Origin of the sequence: Wolbachia endosymbiont of Aedes aegypti, assembly GCF_021496215.1 — a bacterium.
GTDB lineage: Bacteria > Pseudomonadota > Alphaproteobacteria > Rickettsiales > Anaplasmataceae > Wolbachia > Wolbachia pipientis.
The window spans coordinates 1248054-1267784 of the sequence record NZ_CP090902.1; the positions used below are offsets into that span (position 1 = coordinate 1248054).

General features: G+C 35.9%; 15 protein-coding genes. 6 read left to right on the forward strand and 9 right to left on the reverse strand.

Going from position 1 to position 19731, the window contains the following annotated elements; translation table 11 throughout:
- Nucleotides 1–123: 123 nt before the first annotated feature.
- On the reverse strand, nt 124–255 hold the full coding sequence (locus L0Z58_RS06700) for a hypothetical protein (protein WP_255322263.1): 132 nt from the start codon (nt 253–255) through the stop codon (nt 124–126).
- Nucleotides 256–382: 127 nt separating this feature from the next.
- Between L0Z58_RS06700 and L0Z58_RS06480 the strand changes: the two genes are divergently transcribed.
- Nucleotides 383–3037, forward strand: a complete 2655-nt coding sequence (locus L0Z58_RS06480; protein WP_010963171.1) for a 2-oxoglutarate dehydrogenase E1 component — start codon at nt 383–385, stop codon at nt 3035–3037.
- A gap of 244 nt (nt 3038–3281) precedes the next feature.
- Complete coding sequence (locus L0Z58_RS06485; protein ID WP_010963172.1) at nt 3282–4070, forward strand: hypothetical protein; 789 nt, start codon at nt 3282–3284, stop codon at nt 4068–4070.
- A 130-nt stretch (nt 4071–4200) separates the two neighbouring features.
- Here the strand turns inward: L0Z58_RS06485 and L0Z58_RS06490 are convergent, their stop codons facing one another.
- The gene (locus tag L0Z58_RS06490) at nt 4201–4797 is read right to left on the reverse strand and encodes a TIGR02217 family protein (protein ID WP_010963173.1); all 597 of its coding nucleotides are present in this window, start codon (nt 4795–4797) and stop codon (nt 4201–4203) included.
- A 190-nt stretch (nt 4798–4987) separates the two neighbouring features.
- Complete coding sequence (locus tag L0Z58_RS06495; protein WP_010963174.1) at nt 4988–5746, reverse strand: DsbA family protein; 759 nt, start codon at nt 5744–5746, stop codon at nt 4988–4990.
- 256 nt (nt 5747–6002) lie between these two features.
- Here L0Z58_RS06495 and L0Z58_RS06500 point away from each other — a divergent pair, with 256 nt between their 5' ends.
- The 3 genes from L0Z58_RS06500 (at nt 6003) to L0Z58_RS06510 (ending at nt 8811) form a co-directional block, all read left to right on the forward strand.
- Nucleotides 6003–6155: a hypothetical protein gene (locus L0Z58_RS06500; RefSeq protein ID WP_010081826.1), complete on the forward strand. Its 153-nt coding sequence runs from the start codon at nt 6003–6005 to the stop codon at nt 6153–6155.
- A 10-nt stretch (nt 6156–6165) separates the two neighbouring features.
- Nucleotides 6166–7245: a Fic family protein gene (locus L0Z58_RS06505; RefSeq protein WP_010963175.1), complete on the forward strand. Its 1080-nt coding sequence runs from the start codon at nt 6166–6168 to the stop codon at nt 7243–7245.
- A gap of 87 nt (nt 7246–7332) precedes the next feature.
- Nucleotides 7333–8811: a UbiD family decarboxylase gene (locus tag L0Z58_RS06510; RefSeq protein WP_010963176.1), complete on the forward strand. Its 1479-nt coding sequence runs from the start codon at nt 7333–7335 to the stop codon at nt 8809–8811.
- Nucleotides 8812–9589: 778 nt separating this feature from the next.
- Here L0Z58_RS06510 and ubiA read toward each other — a convergent pair.
- From ubiA to L0Z58_RS06535, 5 genes are all read right to left on the reverse strand, one after another.
- Complete coding sequence (gene ubiA / locus L0Z58_RS06515) at nt 9590–10447, reverse strand: 4-hydroxybenzoate octaprenyltransferase (RefSeq protein WP_010963177.1); 858 nt, start codon at nt 10445–10447, stop codon at nt 9590–9592.
- A 3-nt stretch (nt 10448–10450) separates the two neighbouring features.
- Nucleotides 10451–10849 (reverse strand): ribosome-binding factor A, encoded by a 399-nt coding sequence (locus L0Z58_RS06520; RefSeq protein ID WP_006279769.1) that lies wholly within the window; start codon nt 10847–10849, stop codon nt 10451–10453.
- 9 nt (nt 10850–10858) lie between these two features.
- Nucleotides 10859–13183, reverse strand: coding sequence for a translation initiation factor IF-2 (gene infB, locus L0Z58_RS06525; RefSeq protein WP_010963178.1), 2325 nt, complete (start codon nt 13181–13183; stop codon nt 10859–10861).
- A gap of 9 nt (nt 13184–13192) precedes the next feature.
- Nucleotides 13193–14755, reverse strand: coding sequence for a transcription termination factor NusA (gene nusA / locus L0Z58_RS06530; RefSeq protein WP_010963179.1), 1563 nt, complete (start codon nt 14753–14755; stop codon nt 13193–13195).
- Between the two features lie 88 nt (nt 14756–14843).
- Nucleotides 14844–17918: an efflux RND transporter permease subunit gene (locus L0Z58_RS06535; protein WP_010963180.1), complete on the reverse strand. Its 3075-nt coding sequence runs from the start codon at nt 17916–17918 to the stop codon at nt 14844–14846.
- A 175-nt stretch (nt 17919–18093) separates the two neighbouring features.
- Between L0Z58_RS06535 and L0Z58_RS06540 the strand changes: the two genes are divergently transcribed.
- The gene (locus L0Z58_RS06540; protein WP_010963181.1) at nt 18094–18816 is read left to right on the forward strand and encodes a hypothetical protein; all 723 of its coding nucleotides are present in this window, start codon (nt 18094–18096) and stop codon (nt 18814–18816) included.
- Nucleotides 18817–18819: 3 nt separating this feature from the next.
- On the opposite strand, the gene L0Z58_RS06545 is transcribed toward L0Z58_RS06540, so the two are convergent.
- Nucleotides 18820–19557: a type I glutamate--ammonia ligase gene (locus L0Z58_RS06545; RefSeq protein ID WP_010963182.1), complete on the reverse strand. Its 738-nt coding sequence runs from the start codon at nt 19555–19557 to the stop codon at nt 18820–18822.
- Between the last annotated feature and the right edge of the window lie 174 nt (nt 19558–19731).

Consider the following 19731-nt stretch of genomic DNA (forward strand, 5'->3'; position numbering starts at 1 on the left):
GGTATGACGGTTCGTGGCGGCGTGACGATAAGGTTTATACCTTGTCATCCCAGTGCGTGACACTGGGATCTAGCCTTTATTATGCAGCCACTTGGTTGAAATTAAGTCTTCTGGATCCCAGTGTCAGCTACTCGGATGACACCATTCTTTTTTCTGGATCCAAGTAGTCTGGGCACTGGGATGACACCATAGGGGCGCTGCCATTATAGAGTGAACCAGTGTCACGCACTGGGATGACACCCTGACAATCGTCATCCCGCTACGTGTTAGCGGGATCTATGTTAAGAGATACCGCGGCGGTATGACGTATAGAAACTAAAAAAGTTCTTTTTTAAAAAACTTAAGTTATACTTATAAGTATTTGATACTTTTTATAGTGATTATGTCGAGTTCAAGCTGCCTTTATGGTGATAATGCAGAATTTGTGGAAGAAATGTATAGCCGTTATTTGCAGGGTGATAAATCAATCGGGGAGGATTGGTATAGAATTTTTTCAAGCAATTTAGAAGTTAATAAAGCGGAGACCTGCGGTGCACAACATGTAACTAAGGTGGATGATTCAGTTTCTAGTTTAGCAAATTTTTTCAGATCTTACGGTCATTTTTTTGCGGATCTTAATCCGTTATTACCCAATGTGAATAAGGAAGTAGATTATCAGAAATATTCGAATCTATATCCGGCAAGTGACGCTGGAATCTATAGAGATATTTACTGCAAGAACATCGGTTTTGAATTTATGCATATCTCCTCTTATGAGGAGAGGATGTGGCTGCAGGAAAAGATCGAAAATCAAACCTATACGCTGAGTTCACAAGATAAAAAGGAAATACTGAGGCACTTGATCGAATCTGAGATGTTCGAGCAATTTCTCCATATGAAATTTCCTGGATATAAACGCTTTTCTATTGAAGGTGGAGAATCAGCTATCGTTGCAATTGAAAAAATCATTAGTGATTCTACGGTTTTTGGTATTGAAGAAATAGTCCTTGGCATGGCTCACCGCGGACGACTCAATGTTCTAACCAAAGTGATGGGGAAAGAATATGCGGCAATGCTGTCTGAATTTCAAGGCAATCTTGCATACCCAAGTGGTCTTGAGGTGTCCGGTGATGTTAAATATCACCTTGGTTACTCTTCTGATCGAGCACTTTCAGGTGGCAAAAAAATACATTTAAGTTTATGCCCTAATCCATCTCACCTTGAAGCGGTAAATCCGGTTTTGGCTGGAAGAATAAGAGCAAAACAGAATATAAGATCTGTGCTTGGCATATCAATTCATGGTGATGCGGCTTTCATCGGTCAAGGAGTGGTTGCTGAAACTTTAACCTTAAGCAATATTGAAGGCTATAAAGTGGATGGCATTGTGCACATTGTCATTAATAACCAAGTTGGTTTTACTGCTAACCCATGTTGCGCACGATCCTCTTTTTATTGCACTGATATAGCAAAATCAATAGAAGCTCCAGTGTTTCACGTCAATGGAGATAACCCGGAAGCTGTGAGTTTTGCTACAAGTCTGGCGATGGAATATAGGCAGAAATTTAAAAAGGACGTAGTAATTGACATAATGTGCTACCGCAAATATGGCCATAATGAAGGTGATGAACCGAATTTCACTCAGCCACTTATGTATAAGGCGATATCAAAGCATAAAACTCCTGGAACATTGTATGAAGAAAAATTGACTGCAGAGAAAGTATTAGATGGCGATGAAGTAAATAAATTGCGCAGTGAATTCAGGGCAAAATTAGATAAAAGTCTTGCTGAATCAGCGGCTTACACTCCAAAAAAAGCTGACTGGTTCGGTGGAGTGTGGTCAAAATTAAGAAGAGCAAAGCTGAACGATTTGAGCGAATACTACACGGATTCTGGTGTTCCGCCAGATGAGCTGAAAAAATTAGGTGTGCGTATAAATAGCAATATCCCAAGTAACTTTAACATTAACAATAAGGTTAGAAAAATACTCGATGGCAGAATAGACAGCATAAATTTTGGTAGTAATATAGACTGGGCAACTGCCGAAAGTCTTGCGTTTGCATCACTGCTCACAGAAAGAATAGGAGTGCGTTTATCAGGACAAGACTCTGGTCGTGGAACTTTCTCGCACCGTCATTCAAGGCTTGTTGATCAGGTAACAGAAGAAGCATTTATTCCGCTAAACAATATAAATGAAAAGCAAGCTCACTTTGAGGTCATAGATAGCGCACTATCTGAGTATGCTGTAATGGGCTTTGAATATGGATATAGTCTTGATTCTCCGTATTCACTGGTGCTCTGGGAAGGACAATTTGGTGATTTTGCAAACGGTGCGCAAATTATGATCGACCAGTTTATCGCATCTGCAGAAACAAAGTGGTTGCGATCAAGCGGTCTAGTTTTATTGCTGCCTCATGGTTATGAAGGACAGGGACCTGAGCATAGCTCCGCACGTATAGAGAGATTTTTGCAACTCTGCGCAGAGGATAATATGCAGGTAGTTAATTGTTCCACTCCGGCGAATTACTTCCATGTCTTACGCAGACAAATGCATAGAGACTTTCGTAAGCCTCTGGTAGTGTTTACACCTAAATCGCTACTGCGCCACAAAAGAGCAGTATCTAACCTATCTGATTTTGAAGGAAAATTCCTCACAGTAATTCCAGAATGTAGAACAGGTTTAGTTTCGAATGATAAAATACGTAAAGTTGTAATATGCAGTGGTAAAGTTTATTACGACATATGTGAAGCACAAAAAATAAACGATATAGCAGTAATACGTTTGGAGCAATTCTATCCTTTTCCTGCAGATAAACTAAGTAATGAACTTGAAAAGTACAAAAACGCTGAAATTATATGGTGTCAAGAAGAACCAAAAAATATGGGAGGATGGTTTTTTGTCAACCCATTGATAGAAGAAGTGTTATCTAATCTCGATATCCAAGCAAAAAGACCTAAGTGTATCGCAAGACCTGCTGCTGCATCTCCTGCATGTGGTTATGTTAGTGTTCACACTCAGCAGCAGGAGGAGATTTTAAAGCAGGTTATGCAGGGGATCTAGCACAATTGTGCAAATATTGAAGCGAAAGCTGGCAAGCGAACATTGTTCATCAGATCTTGACGCTGGGCACTGCAGCCAGGCGCAATAGAAAACGCATTACACCAATAAAGCCCTTTTGGTACTCAAGCAAATATAAAAGATTTTTATTCTATTAAAAAAAATTTAATTTTTATTAAAATTTTCATTTATTTTTATTTAAAAAGTAAACATTATTAATATTTACTTTAATTAATATAGGATATATATGAATACAAAAATATTTGAGATGTTAATAAGGAGAACTGGTCTACGCAGAGATAGCAAAGCTGAGATCATACAGTTAAATAGAAATGAAAAAGCTTTTGTAGATGAGGATAAAGAATCTATCGAATTAGCTGAGGCCATTTTTGAAGAGAATAATATGTTTCGTTTCCGCAAATCAGGTCCTGCTATGGATTACATTTTGCACAAATTAATAAATGATAGGAAGCTTTTCGAGGAAATGAAAGATAGAGGTACAAGTATAATACGTCTTTTTTCTTTGTTCTCAATGTATCATGGTCGTCTCAATTGCTGTGTTATAAGAAAAGGAGGGTGTATTACTGAGTGTGGCATACTTGATTACGCTGGCACCTATCCAGAACTAGTGCCTTTAGAGGACTTTATACTTATTGAGCCTTCCTCGTACCTCGAGTACATTGTGTTTGACAATGAGAATATCAGAAATAGGTTAGCTGAAGACTTAACTGAAGATAAAACAAAATTAGATATCTTTTTGAATGGAATTTTAGCAACAAAGAATTCGGATTTAGTATTATCTTGTATTAACAAGATAGAGGTTCTTAATGAGGAAGATAGATATTTTGTTAATCTCTTACAGAAAAACGGCATGCTAGACTACATCTTAAACAAAGATGATACAACACTTGCAAAATCAACTCTAAAGGAGTTGTTGAAGCTTTCTATTTTGCAGGAAGAAAAAAGCACTGAGTTAGAATCTCCCCAAGCTTCAAGTGTAAATGTTAGCAAAGCTCAGCAACATTGTAGTATATAGCTGGTGATAAAGTTTAAAATAATTGCATATACTGAGGCTCATTTAGGTATAGAGCCTCAGTGGTGCTTAATTTTTCAATTTATGGTAGACTAGTAGCCCTACTATGATGTGGATCTATGCTCGCTTATAACTAAAATTTCACTTCCACCAAGGGGATATTATTCCAGCTATTGCTTCCATAGTCATCAATAGAAGCGTTTAAGTAATCTGTATCAAAGCGCACGGGCACATCAAATTCGAAGCTCGCAGTGATTATTGCATCTTTTACTGGCGGTTTCATGAATGTTATTTCTCCCGTTGAATAATTTACTGAATATTCACTCTCTTCTTTACCATTTAAATAAATCTTTACTGTCCCATACACTGGCTTTTTGATCATACGTATATGCTTATCTTCCCCACTTACATAAGTTTTGATTAGCTGAAAAGTCGTTTTTTTGTTATCTCCTATACCAATCTCTTGGTTGATGGCTATAAAATCCGACCAATCCTTAAAACGAAACCCTATTGCTTTACCTTTTCGTGCATGAAAAAATGTTATTAGTTCTAGTAGCTGCTCGTTTGATCTGACCCCGTAAGCTATGTTGTATCTAGTGCGTGCATGAGACCAATTGATGTTGCGCTGTTCACAACCATTGTGAGTTGTTACAACGTCAGTGGAAAATTCCGGTCCTCCAGTGGAACCATAAGATATATTTTCTGGAAATCTAATTTCTGTGAATGACATATGTCCTCCTGTGAAAGTAAAATAGTTTGGTTGAAGAAAATGTTGTAATTTGAAAGCGTTTCACATAGTAAATGACGCTATGGAAAGTGGATGAGACTACTGAGTTAAACTGCTGTCACACCCACAATTACTATACTCAGGTTCATTTGAGTTGTCAAGCAAAAAAATAAAATTTTATGGCAAATTGTAACTAGCCTTGCTTGTGACTTAATTCATCTACTTTTTTGCGTAATACATTCAAATCAGTTGCTCCTACAAACAGGCTATCTCCAATTATTAAAAAAGGTGTACCACCTACTCCCAAATCTCTTACTAGAAGCCTACTGTTGTTTATCATTTGCTCAATTTTGTCCGCGTTATCTTTTATGGAATCATTAAAATCGTCCTCATCAATCCCTATGTTTTTCACTATATCCAATATGCTTTCGTCTGAAAATTCTCCTTTGTGACTTAAAGCAGCATGGTGAAAATCGAAATATTTTTCTTTATCGAGAAAATAGACAGCTAAAGCACTTTTTGCTGCCTTTAAAGAAGCGTTACCAAGTATTGGAGCATCCCTAAAGATATACTTAATTTTGCCGTCGTTAATTAACTGCTTTATATCATTCTTTATAGCTTTGCAATGTCCACAAGAATAGTCAAGGAAGCCTACAGCTATAACACTACTATTTTCATTTCCGGAGTAAGGATAAGTAAGGTCAAATATTTGATCCTTGTATTGTGAAATTTTACTTTTGGTTACATTATCTCGAGCAGCGTAACTACTTTTAATCGACTCCTCTTTGAGAGTTTTTACGATCTTATCAAAATTTCTGCTTATATAATTATCTAATTTCTCACCTATATAATCATCGTTTAGCATTTGGCTGCGATTTGAAAGCCAATTGTTTATTATCGGCAAGCTTGCTATTGCTATTATTAAAATTAATAAAAACGATATTCTAGACATACAATTTATTTAAAAACCTACAATATAAAACTTTTAGTACACATTTATCTATATATTAAAAGAAGCATCTAATGTTAATATATAAAAAAATTTATATCAAGTGTATTTTATAACCAGTTTTGCCTCAAATGCAAACTTTACACAATAAAACTCAAGCACATTACCACAAAGTTCATCAGAAGACTTGGTAGCAGAGGCGCGCGGAGCGTAGATTTAAGTTGTTTCCGCTGTGTATAATTTTCCGCGGAATAAACATATGAACGAGCCAATAATTGGTAGAGAAAAAGAAATAGCTATTCTACAAGACAAACTTCTTTCTCAATCAGCCGAATTTATTGCTGTTTATGGTCGGCGTCGTGTAAATGTTGTATTATCTGCATTTTATCAGCATAATATAGAAGTAATGTAATGCAGATATTATGCCGATGCCAAATTATACGATTACTTCTAAAATTGCTAGTTGTCTTATAAGGATTGAAGCAGCAAAAGAAAAAGTGTTACATTTGCCGCTCACTGTATCAATGCTTTTGTCTCTTCGTGAAACTGCACGGCTTTATACCACACACTATTCTACTATGATTGAAGGAAATCGACTTGAACCTAAACAGATTGAAGAGGTTTTAAGTGGTAAAAGCCACTTTCCAAAATATAGGAGAGATGAAAATGAGGTTAAAGGATATTATGCAGCTTTAACTCAAGTTGAACAATGGGCAGCAAGGAGAATACCCATTACTGAGAAAGCTGTTCAAACACTACATGCTCTAGTAATAGCAAGTGGAAAATCTAAAATAAAATCAACACCTTATCGTGATGGTCAAAATGTTATCCGCGATAGTCTTACACGTGCAATAATTTATATGCCACCTGAAGCAAAGGATGTACCAAAGCTCATGAGCAGTATGATTGATTGGATTCGTAACAGTGAGCAAGTGCCTTGCCCAATTATTGCAGGTATTGCGCATTATCAATTTGTAACAATTCACCCTTACTATGACGGTAATGGTCGTACTGCAAGATTGTTGACTACATTAATTTTACACCTTGGTGGGTATGACCTAAAAGGACTTTATTCATTGGAAGAATATTATGCTAAGAATCTAGGAGCTTATTATGAGGCAATCAGTGTAGGTCCATCGCACAATTATTATATGGGACGAGCTGAAGCAGATATCACTAAGTGGGTGGAGTATTTCGTAGAAGGTATGGCAAATTCATTTGAGAACGTTTTACAACGTATAAATGAAGAAGAATACCACACTGATCAGACTGATCTTATACGTAAGCTTGATCCTAAACAACGCAAAGCTCTTGAGCTCTTCCAGGAGTTTTCCGCTATTACAGCTAGTCAGGTTGGCGAACTATTTAATTTTAAGCCTCGTACCAGTGCGCAACTTTGTAAAAAGTGGGTGGAAATGGGGTTTATCAAGATTGTAGATTTTTCCAATAGAGGAAGGAAATACAAACTTAGTAAGCAATATGAAGATTTGATCTCAAATTAACTGAAAGCTCGCTAGACAGTGCATAGGTCAAATTTCAATAAAGTGCTTGAAAACTAGATATAAACTTAAAATTTTAAAAACTGGAATATGTACAACAACTTACGCGACTTCATCAAAGCCTTAGAAGAAAAAAAAGATCTGATTAGGATTAAGGAGGAAGTTTCAACAGTTCTTGAAATGACAGAAATTCATCGCAGAGTTTTGTCAAGCAAAGGGCCAGCGATCATTTTTGAAAATGTTATCACAGAAAATGGCAAAAATTCGATTCCAGTTTTGGTGAATTTATTTGGTACTATTAAGAGGATTGCATTGGGGTTGAACATAAATCCTGATGAACTAAGAGATCTTGGTAAACTTTTAGCATTTTTGCAATCACCTGAGCCGCCAAAAAACTTTAAGGATGCTATAAAAATGTTTCCTTTGTTGAAAGTCGTGTTATCGATGCGAAGTAAAGTCGTGAGCAAGGCTCCATGTCAAGAGGTAGTGCTAACCGGAGATGAAGTGGACCTAAGTCTACTGCCCATTCAAACATGCTGGCCAAATGAACCTGCACCACTTATCACCTGGCCGATTGTGGTAACAAAAGGACCCACGAAAGAAAAGCAAGATAATTTTAATCTTGGAATATATCGTATGCAGGTTATAGATAAAAAAACAACACTAATGCGTTGGCTTGCACAAAGAGGTGGCGCAACTCACCATAAGCGTTGGAAGGAAGAAGGCAGAGATATGAAATTTCCTGCTGCTGCTGTGATCGGTAGTGATCCTGCAACGATTATTGCTGCGGTAACTCCAGTGCCAGAAACATTGTCAGAATACCAATTTGCTGGATTACTGCGAAAGAAGCCGCTTGAGCTTGTAAATTGTAAGACTATTCCACTTCAAGTGCCAGCTCACGCAGAAATCGTTCTGGAAGGCTATGTGAGTTTGGATAGCTATCAAGACGAAGGGCCATACGGAGACCACACTGGCTACTATAATTCTGTTGAGCAATTTCCTGAATTTAATATTACTGCAATTACTATGCGCAAAAATCCAATTTATCTCAGCACTTTCACTGGCAAGCCACCTGATGAACCATCGATTCTTGGTGAAGCACTCAACGAAATTTTTGTGCCCATTCTTATCAATCAATTTCCAGAGATAGTGGACTTTTATCTGCCACCGGAAGGTTGCTCATATAGAATAGCGGTAGTGTCGATAAAAAAATCCTATCCAGGGCAGGCAAAAAGAATTGTTATGGGCATACTTTCCTTTCTAAAGCAATTTTTATACACGAAGTTTATTATCGTTGTTGATGATGATATAAATGTACGTGATTGGAAGGAAGTGATGTGGGCAATGTCAACAAGGATGGAGCCTGTGCGTGATACAATCATGATAGAAAATGCACCTATTGATTATTTAGACTTTGCTTCCCCTGAAAGTGGACTTGGAGGTAAGATGGGATTTGATGCGACAAATAAAATCCCGCCTGAAACCAAACGAGAGTGGGGAAGGAAAATTGAGATGAGTGAGGAAATAGTAAGGAAAGTCGCGGAGAAGTGGGAGGAATATATGGACTAGACTTCTTGCATAAAAGCAGAAAAAAGTTTGGCGTTTTTTATAATGCCGCATTAACTGATAATTGTGATTTAAGTTCGTCACAGTGCCCTTTTTTTGTCATCCTATAGCTATACCGCCGCGGTATCTCTTAGCCGCTAACAAGTAGTGGGATGACGAGCTGATCGTCATCCTGCCGCGAACCGTCATACCGCGATTCATTCGCGGTATCTCAGCCGCTAACAAGCAGCGGGATACTTAGGGATGATGGTTGTTGTTTAGCTATAAATATTAAGAAATTTACCAAATGAAAAAACAGGCAAAAGAAGCCCCGTGGTTATTATCCGCTTTAAAATATTGGCGTTTTTTATGTTTTAAACGCTTGACAAGCGAGATTCAGCCGCTTTTAATTGCAACTAACTTACGCTGCAAATGTTTAAGAAATTTACTAAGCAGAAAAAAAGACAAAGAATCCCCGAGTTAGCTAGTCTTTTACTATCTCTGTCGAGTATTGGCATTTTTTGATGTCTTGTAACGCTTTATAAGAGCGTTCAGCTTATTTAGATAAAAATCTAGATGTAGATGAAGTTTTGTAAAGACATACAGTATCTATATACTGCAAAAAATTGAACATAAGACGCCGATACATTAAGTAATCCTTACCTTTTAATCTGCAGATTGGCGAAAGCAAATACAATAGCTTCAGTTTCATGATAAGAGGGCTGGCGGAGTTTGTCAAGCAATTTTCGTTTCTGCGAGTACCTGAGTTTATTGACTTCATTAGAGCCAAAACTCTTGAGACCTAGGTGATAATTCTATCTAAAAGGATGCCAAAAAAGAGAAGCAACCCTACGTAGGAATTATTTTTAAATATGGACATGCATTGACTGGGATCGTCAGGATTGAAATTTTTGTATTGGCGGTGAAATATGAACCCTACAGCAAGTAGAGCAATATAAAAAATGTTATTTAATGATGATAAGATACCAGCATATAGCCACGTCATAAGAGATATTAAATAAAATCTTTTCAACCAAGATTTTGTTGTATCACCAAAATATAATGCGGTAGATTTCATCCCGAGTTTTTCATCATCTTTTTTATCTTGATGGGCGTATATGGTGTCATAGCTAAGTGTCCAAAAGACGCATCCTATATAAAACAGCAAGGATTCTATACTGATCTGGTTTGTTATTGCTGCTGAGCCCATGAGCGATCCCATATTGAAGGTAAACCCTAAGAACAATTGTGGCCACCAAACATACCGCTTTAATAAAGGGTAAGTAGCTATCATACACATTGAGATTATTCCAAGTATGAGTGTAGTTTTATTAGTTAATAATAAGATTACCAGGGCAATAGACAGTAACAGTGAAAGTAAAGCTAAAGCCTGCTTTATGTTTAATGCACCACTTGCAAGTGGCCTATATTTTGTTCGTTCAACGTGCGCATCTATTTTTCTATCGAAGATATCATTGATTATGCACCCTGCGGGTCTCATTAAAAATGCACCTATAGTAAACAAAACAAGGAGAAAAAGAACCTGATACGATAGAGAAGTTGAGGCTAAAAGAATACCGCTCAAACTGGGAAATAGCACAAGCCACAAACCTGTTAAACTGTGCAACCTCATTAATGAAAAGTAATGGTTGAAATACATTAATTAAGTGTGATTATGTAATATTTTGCTTACATTAACAAAATTATCGAACGCTAAATCAGGCTTGAAAACTAACTCAGGTATAAATCGCAAATCAACATAACACAATATAGATTTACGTATTGACCATGCAGACTGGTTCATTTCATTAACAACAGTGTTAATATCACAATTATTCTCAGAAGGATCTCCAGTGCGTCTTTTTTCTGGATCTAAGTAGTCAGCTACTTGAATATTCAATGAAGATAACACAATATATACATCTGCTTTTTTCAAATCTTTACTTAATTTTACGTCAGATACCGCTACATTTTTATTGAACACCTTACCTTCCATTAGAACTCTTGATATTGCTCTATGCAATACCGATGCTATCTTTAGGTTTCTAATTTCCTTTTTCATATCCAGCTACTATAACACCCTTTCTTCTTGCACTAATTGATAAGCTTCCAAAATATCTCCAACTTTAATATCGACATTACCCTCTAGTGATACTCCGCATTCAAAGTTTACACCTACTTCTTTAATATCATCTTTAAATCTACGTAGTGCTTTTAACTTTCCTTCATGCACCAATTTGCCACCACGCATTACCTTAATTAAAGAATCTTTTCTTATGACTCCATCACTTACGTAACATCCAATGATATTACCAGCTTTAGATACGTTAAATATTTGCCTCACAGATGCAAAGCCAACACGAACCTCTCGTGTAACAGGCTTTAACATTTTAGTTAAATACATTCTCATGTCGTCAATGAGCTCGTATATTATGTTATAAGTATGTATTTCTATACCTTTTTGTTTTGCCAAGTCCCTTATTTTTGAGTCCACTTTTACATTAAAAGCTAAAATTACTGCACTTGATGCTTCTGCAAGCAGCACATCTGAATCTGTTATCCCTCCTACTGCTTTGTGTAGGATATTTAATTTCACTTGGTCTTTACCGAGTTTATCAATTGAACTTGATATTGCTTCAATAGAACCAGTTACATCGCACTTTAAAACTACAGATAGTTCTTCTGTTTCGCTGTTATTACGACTGAATATATCTAAATTATTGTCGCCCAAATCTTCTTTCTTTTTCTTGATTAACTCTAGCCTGTATTCAACAATTTCACGCGCCTGCTTTTCAGAATTTACAACAACAAATTTATCTCCAGCATTTGGTACACCATTTAGACCAGTAATTTCAATTGGAGCGGAGGGTAGTGCTGCTTTTTCTCTTTGACCGAGGTGATTAACCATACTACGTACTTTGCTGTATGTTGTACCAACTACCAATATATCACCAACCTTTAACGTTCCTTCCTCAACTATCAATGTGGCTGATATTCCTTTCGCTTTATCTATTTTGGATTCTATTACCCATCCAAGTGCTCGACAATCTTCTATTGCTTCTAGCTTCATTAATTCAGCGATTAACAAAATCGCCTCTTCTAGTTTATCTAAATTAGTTTTCTTTTTTGCTGATACTGGCATAATCATAACATCACCACCAAGCCCTTCAGGGATGAGATCATATTGAGGCAAACTATTAATTATTTTTTCTACATCACCAGGCTCAGATTTATCAATTTTATTAATAGCAACTATAATGGAAACATTTGCTGCTTTTGCATGATTTATTGCTTCAACTGTTTGTTTCATGATTCCATCGTCAGCTGCAACTACTATTACAACTATATTAGTAATATTGGCACCACGTGCACGCATCGCAGTGAACGCTTCATGTCCTGGTGTATCAATAAAGGTAATTTTTTGCTTATCTTTTGTCGTTATTTGATAAGCACCTATGTGTTGAGTTATGCCACCTGACTCTCTTTCTGCAACATTAGATTCACGAAATGCATCGAGCAATGAGGTTTTACCATGATCGACGTGTCCCATAAAAGTGACGATTGGTGGTTTAGGTTTTTTAGGCAGGCTTTCTCTGCCTTCTATAAAAAATAAATCTTTTTCTCTGTTGGTATCGCTCACTCGTTTAGCCGTATGATTAAATTTTTCCACTATTTCACATGCTATATCTGGATCCACCAGATCATCTACTCTATAACTCTCACCGACTTCTTCTTTGAACATTTTTAGCACACTCTTGCTATCTTCTGCCATGCGAATAGATAACTCCCTGATAGTTATTTTGTCTGGTATAATAACTTCTCTTGATATATTTTTACCCTTAGTAAACTTTGACTTTCTACCTCTTATACCAAACCTTTGCTTAAATACAGGGGGTTGTTCAGTTTTTTCATCTATTGCCTGTGCAATTACCAGTTTAGAATGCTTAGAATATATATCTTTGTTGACTTTAAAAGACTTTTTATCGTTGTCCTCATGGTCAATACTATCTTCTTTTGGTTCAACTAAGTGGGTATTACTTAAAACTTGCTTATTTATTTCCTTAGATAAAGCGTCCGCTTCATTTTTCTCGTCAATCTCTTTATTGCTGTCTTCTTTTGCTGTTTTCTCTTTTTCTTCTCTCTGATTTCTTTCTTTCAGCAAAGCAGCATTCTGCACAGCATTAATGCGAAAAATTTGTTCTTTCTCTGTTAAAGAACATAATTTACTCTCGTCAAATAAATTATGTTCTTCTGCATCATGAGATTTTTTTCTTCTTTTTTTTACTACTGTAGCTCCAGTACTTGGGCTAGCTGAAGAGTTTAAATTGAGGTCTAATTTAAGCTTGCTTAAACCTTGGAGCGTTAATTTTTTATCACTGATATCTTCATTATTCATATTATTTTATTATATTAATCCAAGCTTTTTACGTGCTTCTATGATTATTGAATCTACTGTATCTTTTAGATCTTCTTTGCTATCGGATGAGGAAGAGAGTATGCTGCAAAACTCATAACTTGATAAATCTGCTATGTCCTCTAAAGTCTTAATATCATGCTTACTAAGAGCAATTTTATTGTCTATTGATAAAGTTAAATTGATTACATCATCCTCCATACCTAAACTTTTTAGCTCTTCTATTTTTCTATCATTTTCTGCTTTCAGGTACTTATTTGCTCTATTGTGAAGTTCGTTTGCAATATCTTCATTAAAGCCCTCTATTGAAGCAAGCTCTTTAATTGAAGCGCTAGATATGTCTTCTACACTTGAAAAACCTTCTGTTACCAATAGCTGACCCATAATCTCTTCTAAGTTTAAAGCTTCAGCAAATAAAGCTGAACATTGACTAAGTTCTTTACTTCGCCTTTCTGATTCTTGCTGAGTGCTTAATATCTCAATTTTCCATCCAACAAGCTCTGAAGCTAATCTTACATTCTGGCCCTTTTTTCCTATCGCTAAACTCAATTGATCTTCAGCAACTATTAACTCTATGCAATTTTCATTTTCATCAATAATAACCTTCGATACTTCTGCAGGAGTAATGGCTTTAATAACGAATTGACCCAAATCTGAGGAGTAATTTATAACGTCAATTTTTTCACCATTTAATTCGTGTATAATAGTTTTTATTCTATCTCCCTTAACTCCAACACAAGCACCTACTGGATCAATGTTCTTGTCGGGAGAGAAAACGGCAACCTTAGACCTTGAACCAGCATCTCTAGCTATACCTTTAATTGTCACTAATCCGTCAGCAATTTCTGGTATTTCTTGATTTAATAATGCCTCCAAAAAGCCTTCATGAGTCCTAGAAAGAATAATTTGACGTCCATCATCAGAGTGCTTAACAGTCTGTATGTAAGCTTTAACCTTATCACCTTCACGAAATGATTCACCACCAGTTAAATTTCGCAATGGAAGATATGCCCTAGTGCCATTTATGTCTATAATAAGATCTGAATATTCTACTTGTTTAACAATACCATACCTTATTTCTCCCACTTTATCTTTAAACTCCTCATATTGCTTTTTTGACTCTTCATCTTTAATTACTTGAGCAATCTTTTGCTGGGCAATTCTTGCTGAAGCAAGATCAGTGTTAAGAGAGAGCAATTCACTAACAGTATCTCCAACTTTTGCATCTCCTTTTATTAATTTAGCTTGTGTAAGCGTAATTGATTCACACTCAGTATTCTCTTTTTCATTTGATTCATCATCAATAACTTTTAGTTTTCTATATGAAGTAACTTTGCCTGTGTTTCTATCTATATCAACTACAATTTTACTTTTGCTACCATATTTTTGATGAGCCACTGCTTCTATAGCACTTTCTAGTGCCTTTATTACAACATCAAAATCTAAACCTTTTTGAAGTGAAAGCTCTCCTGCTGTTTTTATTACATCAAGGCTTCCAACTATGTTATTCTTGTTACTTTTCTGCTTAACACTGCTTTTACGATTAGCAATCATAATAAATAAATCCAATGTAATTAGTTATAATTATAGCTCCAACGGGCAAAGAACACTATCTTAAATGTTAAATGATTGCTAACTTAAGTCAAGTTTTTTCATGTTTTTGTATAACAAGCAACGCAGGAGTAAAGAATAAAGTTAAAACCGTTGCAGCCAATATTCCACTTGCTATGGTTGTTGAAATGTCAACCCACCACTGGCTTGATGGAGCATCATATGTGATTTGTAGCGTAAAAAAATTGATATTTAACCTGGTAATCATCGGTATTAAACCAAGAACTGTGGTTGCAACGGTAAGCAATATTGGCCTAACGCGAGAAATTGCAGCGTTTATTACACATCGCTTGATGTCATTTTTGTGTACCTTAATTTGATGATGAAAGGCATCAAGCAATAGTATGTTATTATTCACTATAATTCCTGCCAAAGCAATTATCCCCACTCCACACATAACAACTACGAAAACTTGTTGGATAAGAAAGAAAACAAAAAACACACATGTTGTGGATAAAAACACTGCTGTCATTACGATAAATGTATGGTATACATTATTAAACTGTGTCACTAATACCAATATCATTAGTGTAATCGCTAATATAAAAGCCTTTAACAAAAATGCTCCTGATTTTTGTTGATCTTCTTTGTCGCCTTTAAAATCAATTTTTACTCCCTTGTCCCAATCCTGGGCAATAGAATTCTGAATGAACTTTACTCTTTCATCAACAAGATAGCCAGTATCAACGTCAGCAGAGATTGTCACTGTGCGTAATCCATCAATCCTGTTTAGTTTGTTTACCTTTTTTTCGGGAGCATATTTTACTATGTTGCTCATAGGATACGGGCCATTAACTGTATTGATAAAAAGATTGTCTATAGTCTTCATATTGCGGTCCTTTCTGGGGAAACGGAGTACAATATCGATTTCTTCATCCGTGTTATTTGGTCTATATTTTCCAATCAATACTCCATTTGTAACCATCTTTATAAAATCGCCAATGGTTGCAACACTTACTTCAGAGCTTGTAGCCTTACTCTTATCAACACTCATATTCCACTCTATTTCAGGTGCTGATCTGCTATCTTGAATATTTATAAACCCGGATGAAGGTTGGTTCATAATTTCTAGAATTTTCTCTGCTGCTAAATTCAAACTGGATACACTCCCGCTGAGGTTAATTTGTATTGGCTTGTCAGCCGACGGTCCTGGCTTTTCCTCTTGAACATTAATTATTATTCCTTTCATGTCTTGCACACTGCTCCTTATATCATTTAGTATGTGCTTAGCTTTGCGCCTGAAGCGCCAATCCATAAGTTCTAGTTGTATTCTGGCGATAACGTTGTCTGAAAATGCTCCTGATCTAGCATAAGAAACATGAATTTCTTTTTCAATGCTCAAAATGCGTTCTTCCACTTCTTTGAGTATCAGATCTCGTTCTTTGGCTGATAAGCTTTCTTTTGCTTTAACACTGATTAAAATATTATCTGAATCCACTTTCGGAAAAAACTTTACTCCAGGACCAAAAGTAAAGTACAGCACACTAAATGAAAACAAAACGAATACAGTAGCACATACGAATTTTTTAGGATGATCCAAAACCTTCTCTAGCATGCGTATGTAAGCTCTTATTATAGGCCCAGCATTTTTTATTTCACCACTTTCTATAGCACTCATTTTTTTTATTTCTTTTTTTGAAGTTATCGAAGGCTTACCAAATATTGCACCAAGTGTTGGTATAAAAACCAAAGCCATAATGAGCGATCCAGTCAAAGTTAGGATTATTGTAATTGGTATGTACTGCATGAATTTACCAACAGTATCAGGCCAGAATAATAGAGGAAAAAACACTGCTAATTTAGTTAACGTTGATGATAGAACCGGATAAAACATATCACGAACTGAAGTGTAAAAAGCTTCTACTTTGTCCATTCCGCAGATCATCTTTCTATCGGCATATTCGCTGATCACAATTGCATCATCAACCAGCATGCCAACAGCCATAATTAAACTGAAGAGCACAACGATATTTAAGGTTATACCCATAAAGTAAAGAGCTATTATCCCAATGAGAAAGGAACCGGGTATCGAGAGTGCCACAAGAATAGCAATCCTTGTTCCCATAGAAAGCATCATTATGATCAATATTAACAACACAGCAAATATTATGCCGTTTTCCAAGTCATCAAGCACATCGAGGACGTTTTTTGACTGGTCGTTTAAGTACACCACTTTTAAATTTTCAGGTAATTGATCTTTTGCCTTATCCATTAAGTATTTTACTTGATTTACTGTGTCTATTATGTTTTTTCCGTTACGTTTTGAAATTCCTAGCACGACACTAGGTAATCCATTAATGCGAGCAAATCCTTGGTGATCCTCAAACCTAGGGTATACTTTTGCTATATCTTTGATTCTCAAAACTGCATCGCCTTGAGATCTAATAGGAATATTCATAATATCTTCTATATCTTTTAATAACCCTGATATTTTAATCGAATATTTACCGGTATCATTTTCCAGTGACCCAGCTCCCACTAGTCTGTTATTGCTTGATATAGCTTGGAATATTTCGTTTGATTGAATGTTATATTTTGTTAGAACTGTGGGCTCAACTATCACTTCCACTGTTTCTTTACGCATACCTGCCACTTCAACTTTGAGAACATTTGGCAGAGATTCTATTTCTTTCTTTAGCTTGCGTGCTATTTCAGTTAAGGCTCTTTCTGGCAAATTACCAATTAAGCCGACATTGAGTATCGGAAATAAGCTCAAGTTTATTTCATTGATTATCGGAGATTCCGCTTCAACAGGTAACTTCGATTTTATGTTTGAAAGCTTTGAACGGACATTATCGAGCACTTCTTTATTATCATACTCTGTTCCAAATTCGAGTATCATGTGAGCACCATCATTAGTTGCAAAAGCTCTCAATTCTCTTACACCTTCGATGGATCTTAGTTCATTTTCTATAGGAAGCACTAATAGCTTTTCACTATCTTGAGCAGAAATCCCAGGAAGTCCAACAAACACGCTGATTATAGGAATCTGTATACCAGGATTGCTTTCCCTTGGCATTTTTACATAAACGTATGAACCGAAGATAAAAATTACTATAAGTAATAATACCACCGCCCTGTTTCGCTCTATGAGTAAGCTCTGCATGTTGAATGTTAGCTGAATATGTGCGTTTGTACAATATTATAGTCGAGATACATTGCATATTAATTAATCCTTGTGTAGCTTTAAAACTTTACGCAAATAATTAAAATTTTTGCAAAATTGCAAGTATAAGAAAATTTCTGTATAATAATTCTAGAGCAGTATTTGAGAGGTTATTATGGTGGCAATTCTAAATATAACAAAAGGCAAAAATAAAGTTATTGTGTCTGGATTAGCTGGAGCTTTATCAGCTTTAATATTTTTAACAGCAATCCACATTGCCGCAAAGATAGCCATTATCGTTTCTGCTGCTGCAGTTACTTACTTATTACTTTCGCTGATTCATAAAATAAGAACTAAAAAAGAACAGCCTGCTGAAATTACTGGTGTTTCAGGAGATGAAGGTGAAGAAAAAGGTACCGTAAAAGAACCAAAAAGAACTGAAACTGAGCTAGCAGAAGAAATAATAAGGAAAAGAGCAGAAGAGCGCATGGAGAAAGGATCACTTGGTGGCCCTATAAATGCGTTTGGCGAACCAATTCTTGATGAATTTAAGAACACTGAAGGCAGTCATTCTGCTGATTATACAAAAACTATGGTAGTACCTGAGAAAATTATTCTTGACATGTCAGATGATAGAAATCCTGCACAAAATAACTCTAGCTCTATAAAGAATCAGATGAAATCTCTCCCTGAACACATGGATGTATCTGGTAATCCACTTCCTGAGCAGCCACTGAGCAACCTTACCAATATAGGGCTTGGATCATCTAAAAGTACGCAGAAACTATCTGCTGCAGACTTGCTATTACAGTATGGGAATGTAAATAATGATGTGAGGAAAGTGCTAGAATGGCCAATTACCTCAAAGGAGTTTAATGGGTTAGGGTTTAACAGGTAGTTGCTATATCAAACTCTCCATCTTATATTGAGGATCAGATGCAATGCCATACACTCTATTTGGCGGAGCAATTTTGTTCTCTATACCAAAAACTATACCTTCAATTATTGCTGTGAGTACTTTTTCAAGGTTACAATCTGTTCCAGGAACACGGTGCTCTAGGCGGCATCTTTTGGAATCGTTGCCAAAATAGGGAATTCTTATCGCAGCAGTTCTGTTATTTACTCCCCAACTAATCGTAGTTGGAGTGTGAATATCCGGATACTGAAATCTTAAATATGAATCATCATTTGGAGCAAAAAACAACATATGTTTTTTCATCATTGCACATAATCCACCAATACTATGAATCAGATAGTCACTGTACTTTTGCTCATTGATATAAAATAAGTTACCGTTATTTGAATTCACGAGATTAACATGCACATTTAATGCACTGCCTGCTCTATCCAAATAAGGCTTTGCTTTAAAAGAAACATTCCCACCTAGTTTTTGTGCTGTTTCAGTAAGTGATTGTTTTGCTAACTCAAAATGCTTAATTAAATTGTAGGAGTTCGTATAACAACCACTTTTTATCTCATACTGATGTGTAGAATTCTCCTTCTCGCAAGAAAATTCAAGAGATGCTATTTTATTTTTGATGCTATTCAGAAATAAGTATTCTTTTTCTATTCCTTCAATGTAAAACTCTAGTTCAATACCGAATACAGCATAACAACTCAAATTACTTAATATAATCATAAATTTGCTTCAGTAAATCTATATTAGGTTAGCTATATTTATATGAATACTTTACTTATTTGCCAGTAAATTTAACATCTGATTTATACATAATGTATTACTGTTTTTAATAGCATGCTTCTAATCCTCGATACAAGCGACATTTACAAATTTTTCATTTTTTTGAAATAAAAA

Excerpts from the sequence above, each read along its gene's own strand:
- L0Z58_RS06545 (WP_010963182.1), bottom strand. The coding sequence starts at position 19,557 with ATGATTATATTAAGTAATTTGAGTTGTTATGCTGTATTCGGTATTGAA.
- L0Z58_RS06510 (WP_010963176.1), top strand. The coding sequence starts at position 7,333 with ATGTACAACAACTTACGCGACTTCATCAAAGCCTTAGAAGAAAAAAAA.
- L0Z58_RS06540 (WP_010963181.1), top strand. The coding sequence starts at position 18,094 with ATGGTGGCAATTCTAAATATAACAAAAGGCAAAAATAAAGTTATTGTG.
- L0Z58_RS06500 (WP_010081826.1), top strand. The coding sequence starts at position 6,003 with ATGAACGAGCCAATAATTGGTAGAGAAAAAGAAATAGCTATTCTACAA.
- L0Z58_RS06520 (WP_006279769.1), bottom strand. The coding sequence starts at position 10,849 with ATGAAAAAGGAAATTAGAAACCTAAAGATAGCATCGGTATTGCATAGA.
- L0Z58_RS06505 (WP_010963175.1), top strand. The coding sequence starts at position 6,166 with ATGCCGATGCCAAATTATACGATTACTTCTAAAATTGCTAGTTGTCTT.
- L0Z58_RS06490 (WP_010963173.1), bottom strand. The coding sequence starts at position 4,797 with ATGTCATTCACAGAAATTAGATTTCCAGAAAATATATCTTATGGTTCC.
- L0Z58_RS06495 (WP_010963174.1), bottom strand. The coding sequence starts at position 5,746 with ATGTCTAGAATATCGTTTTTATTAATTTTAATAATAGCAATAGCAAGC.
- L0Z58_RS06485 (WP_010963172.1), top strand. The coding sequence starts at position 3,282 with ATGAATACAAAAATATTTGAGATGTTAATAAGGAGAACTGGTCTACGC.
- infB (WP_010963178.1), bottom strand. The coding sequence starts at position 13,183 with ATGAATAATGAAGATATCAGTGATAAAAAATTAACGCTCCAAGGTTTA.
- L0Z58_RS06480 (WP_010963171.1), top strand. The coding sequence starts at position 383 with ATGTCGAGTTCAAGCTGCCTTTATGGTGATAATGCAGAATTTGTGGAA.
- L0Z58_RS06535 (WP_010963180.1), bottom strand. The coding sequence starts at position 17,918 with ATGCAGAGCTTACTCATAGAGCGAAACAGGGCGGTGGTATTATTACTT.
- L0Z58_RS06700 (WP_255322263.1), bottom strand. The coding sequence starts at position 255 with ATGACGATTGTCAGGGTGTCATCCCAGTGCGTGACACTGGTTCACTCT.
- ubiA (WP_010963177.1), bottom strand. The coding sequence starts at position 10,447 with ATGTATTTCAACCATTACTTTTCATTAATGAGGTTGCACAGTTTAACA.
- nusA (WP_010963179.1), bottom strand. The coding sequence starts at position 14,755 with ATGATTGCTAATCGTAAAAGCAGTGTTAAGCAGAAAAGTAACAAGAAT.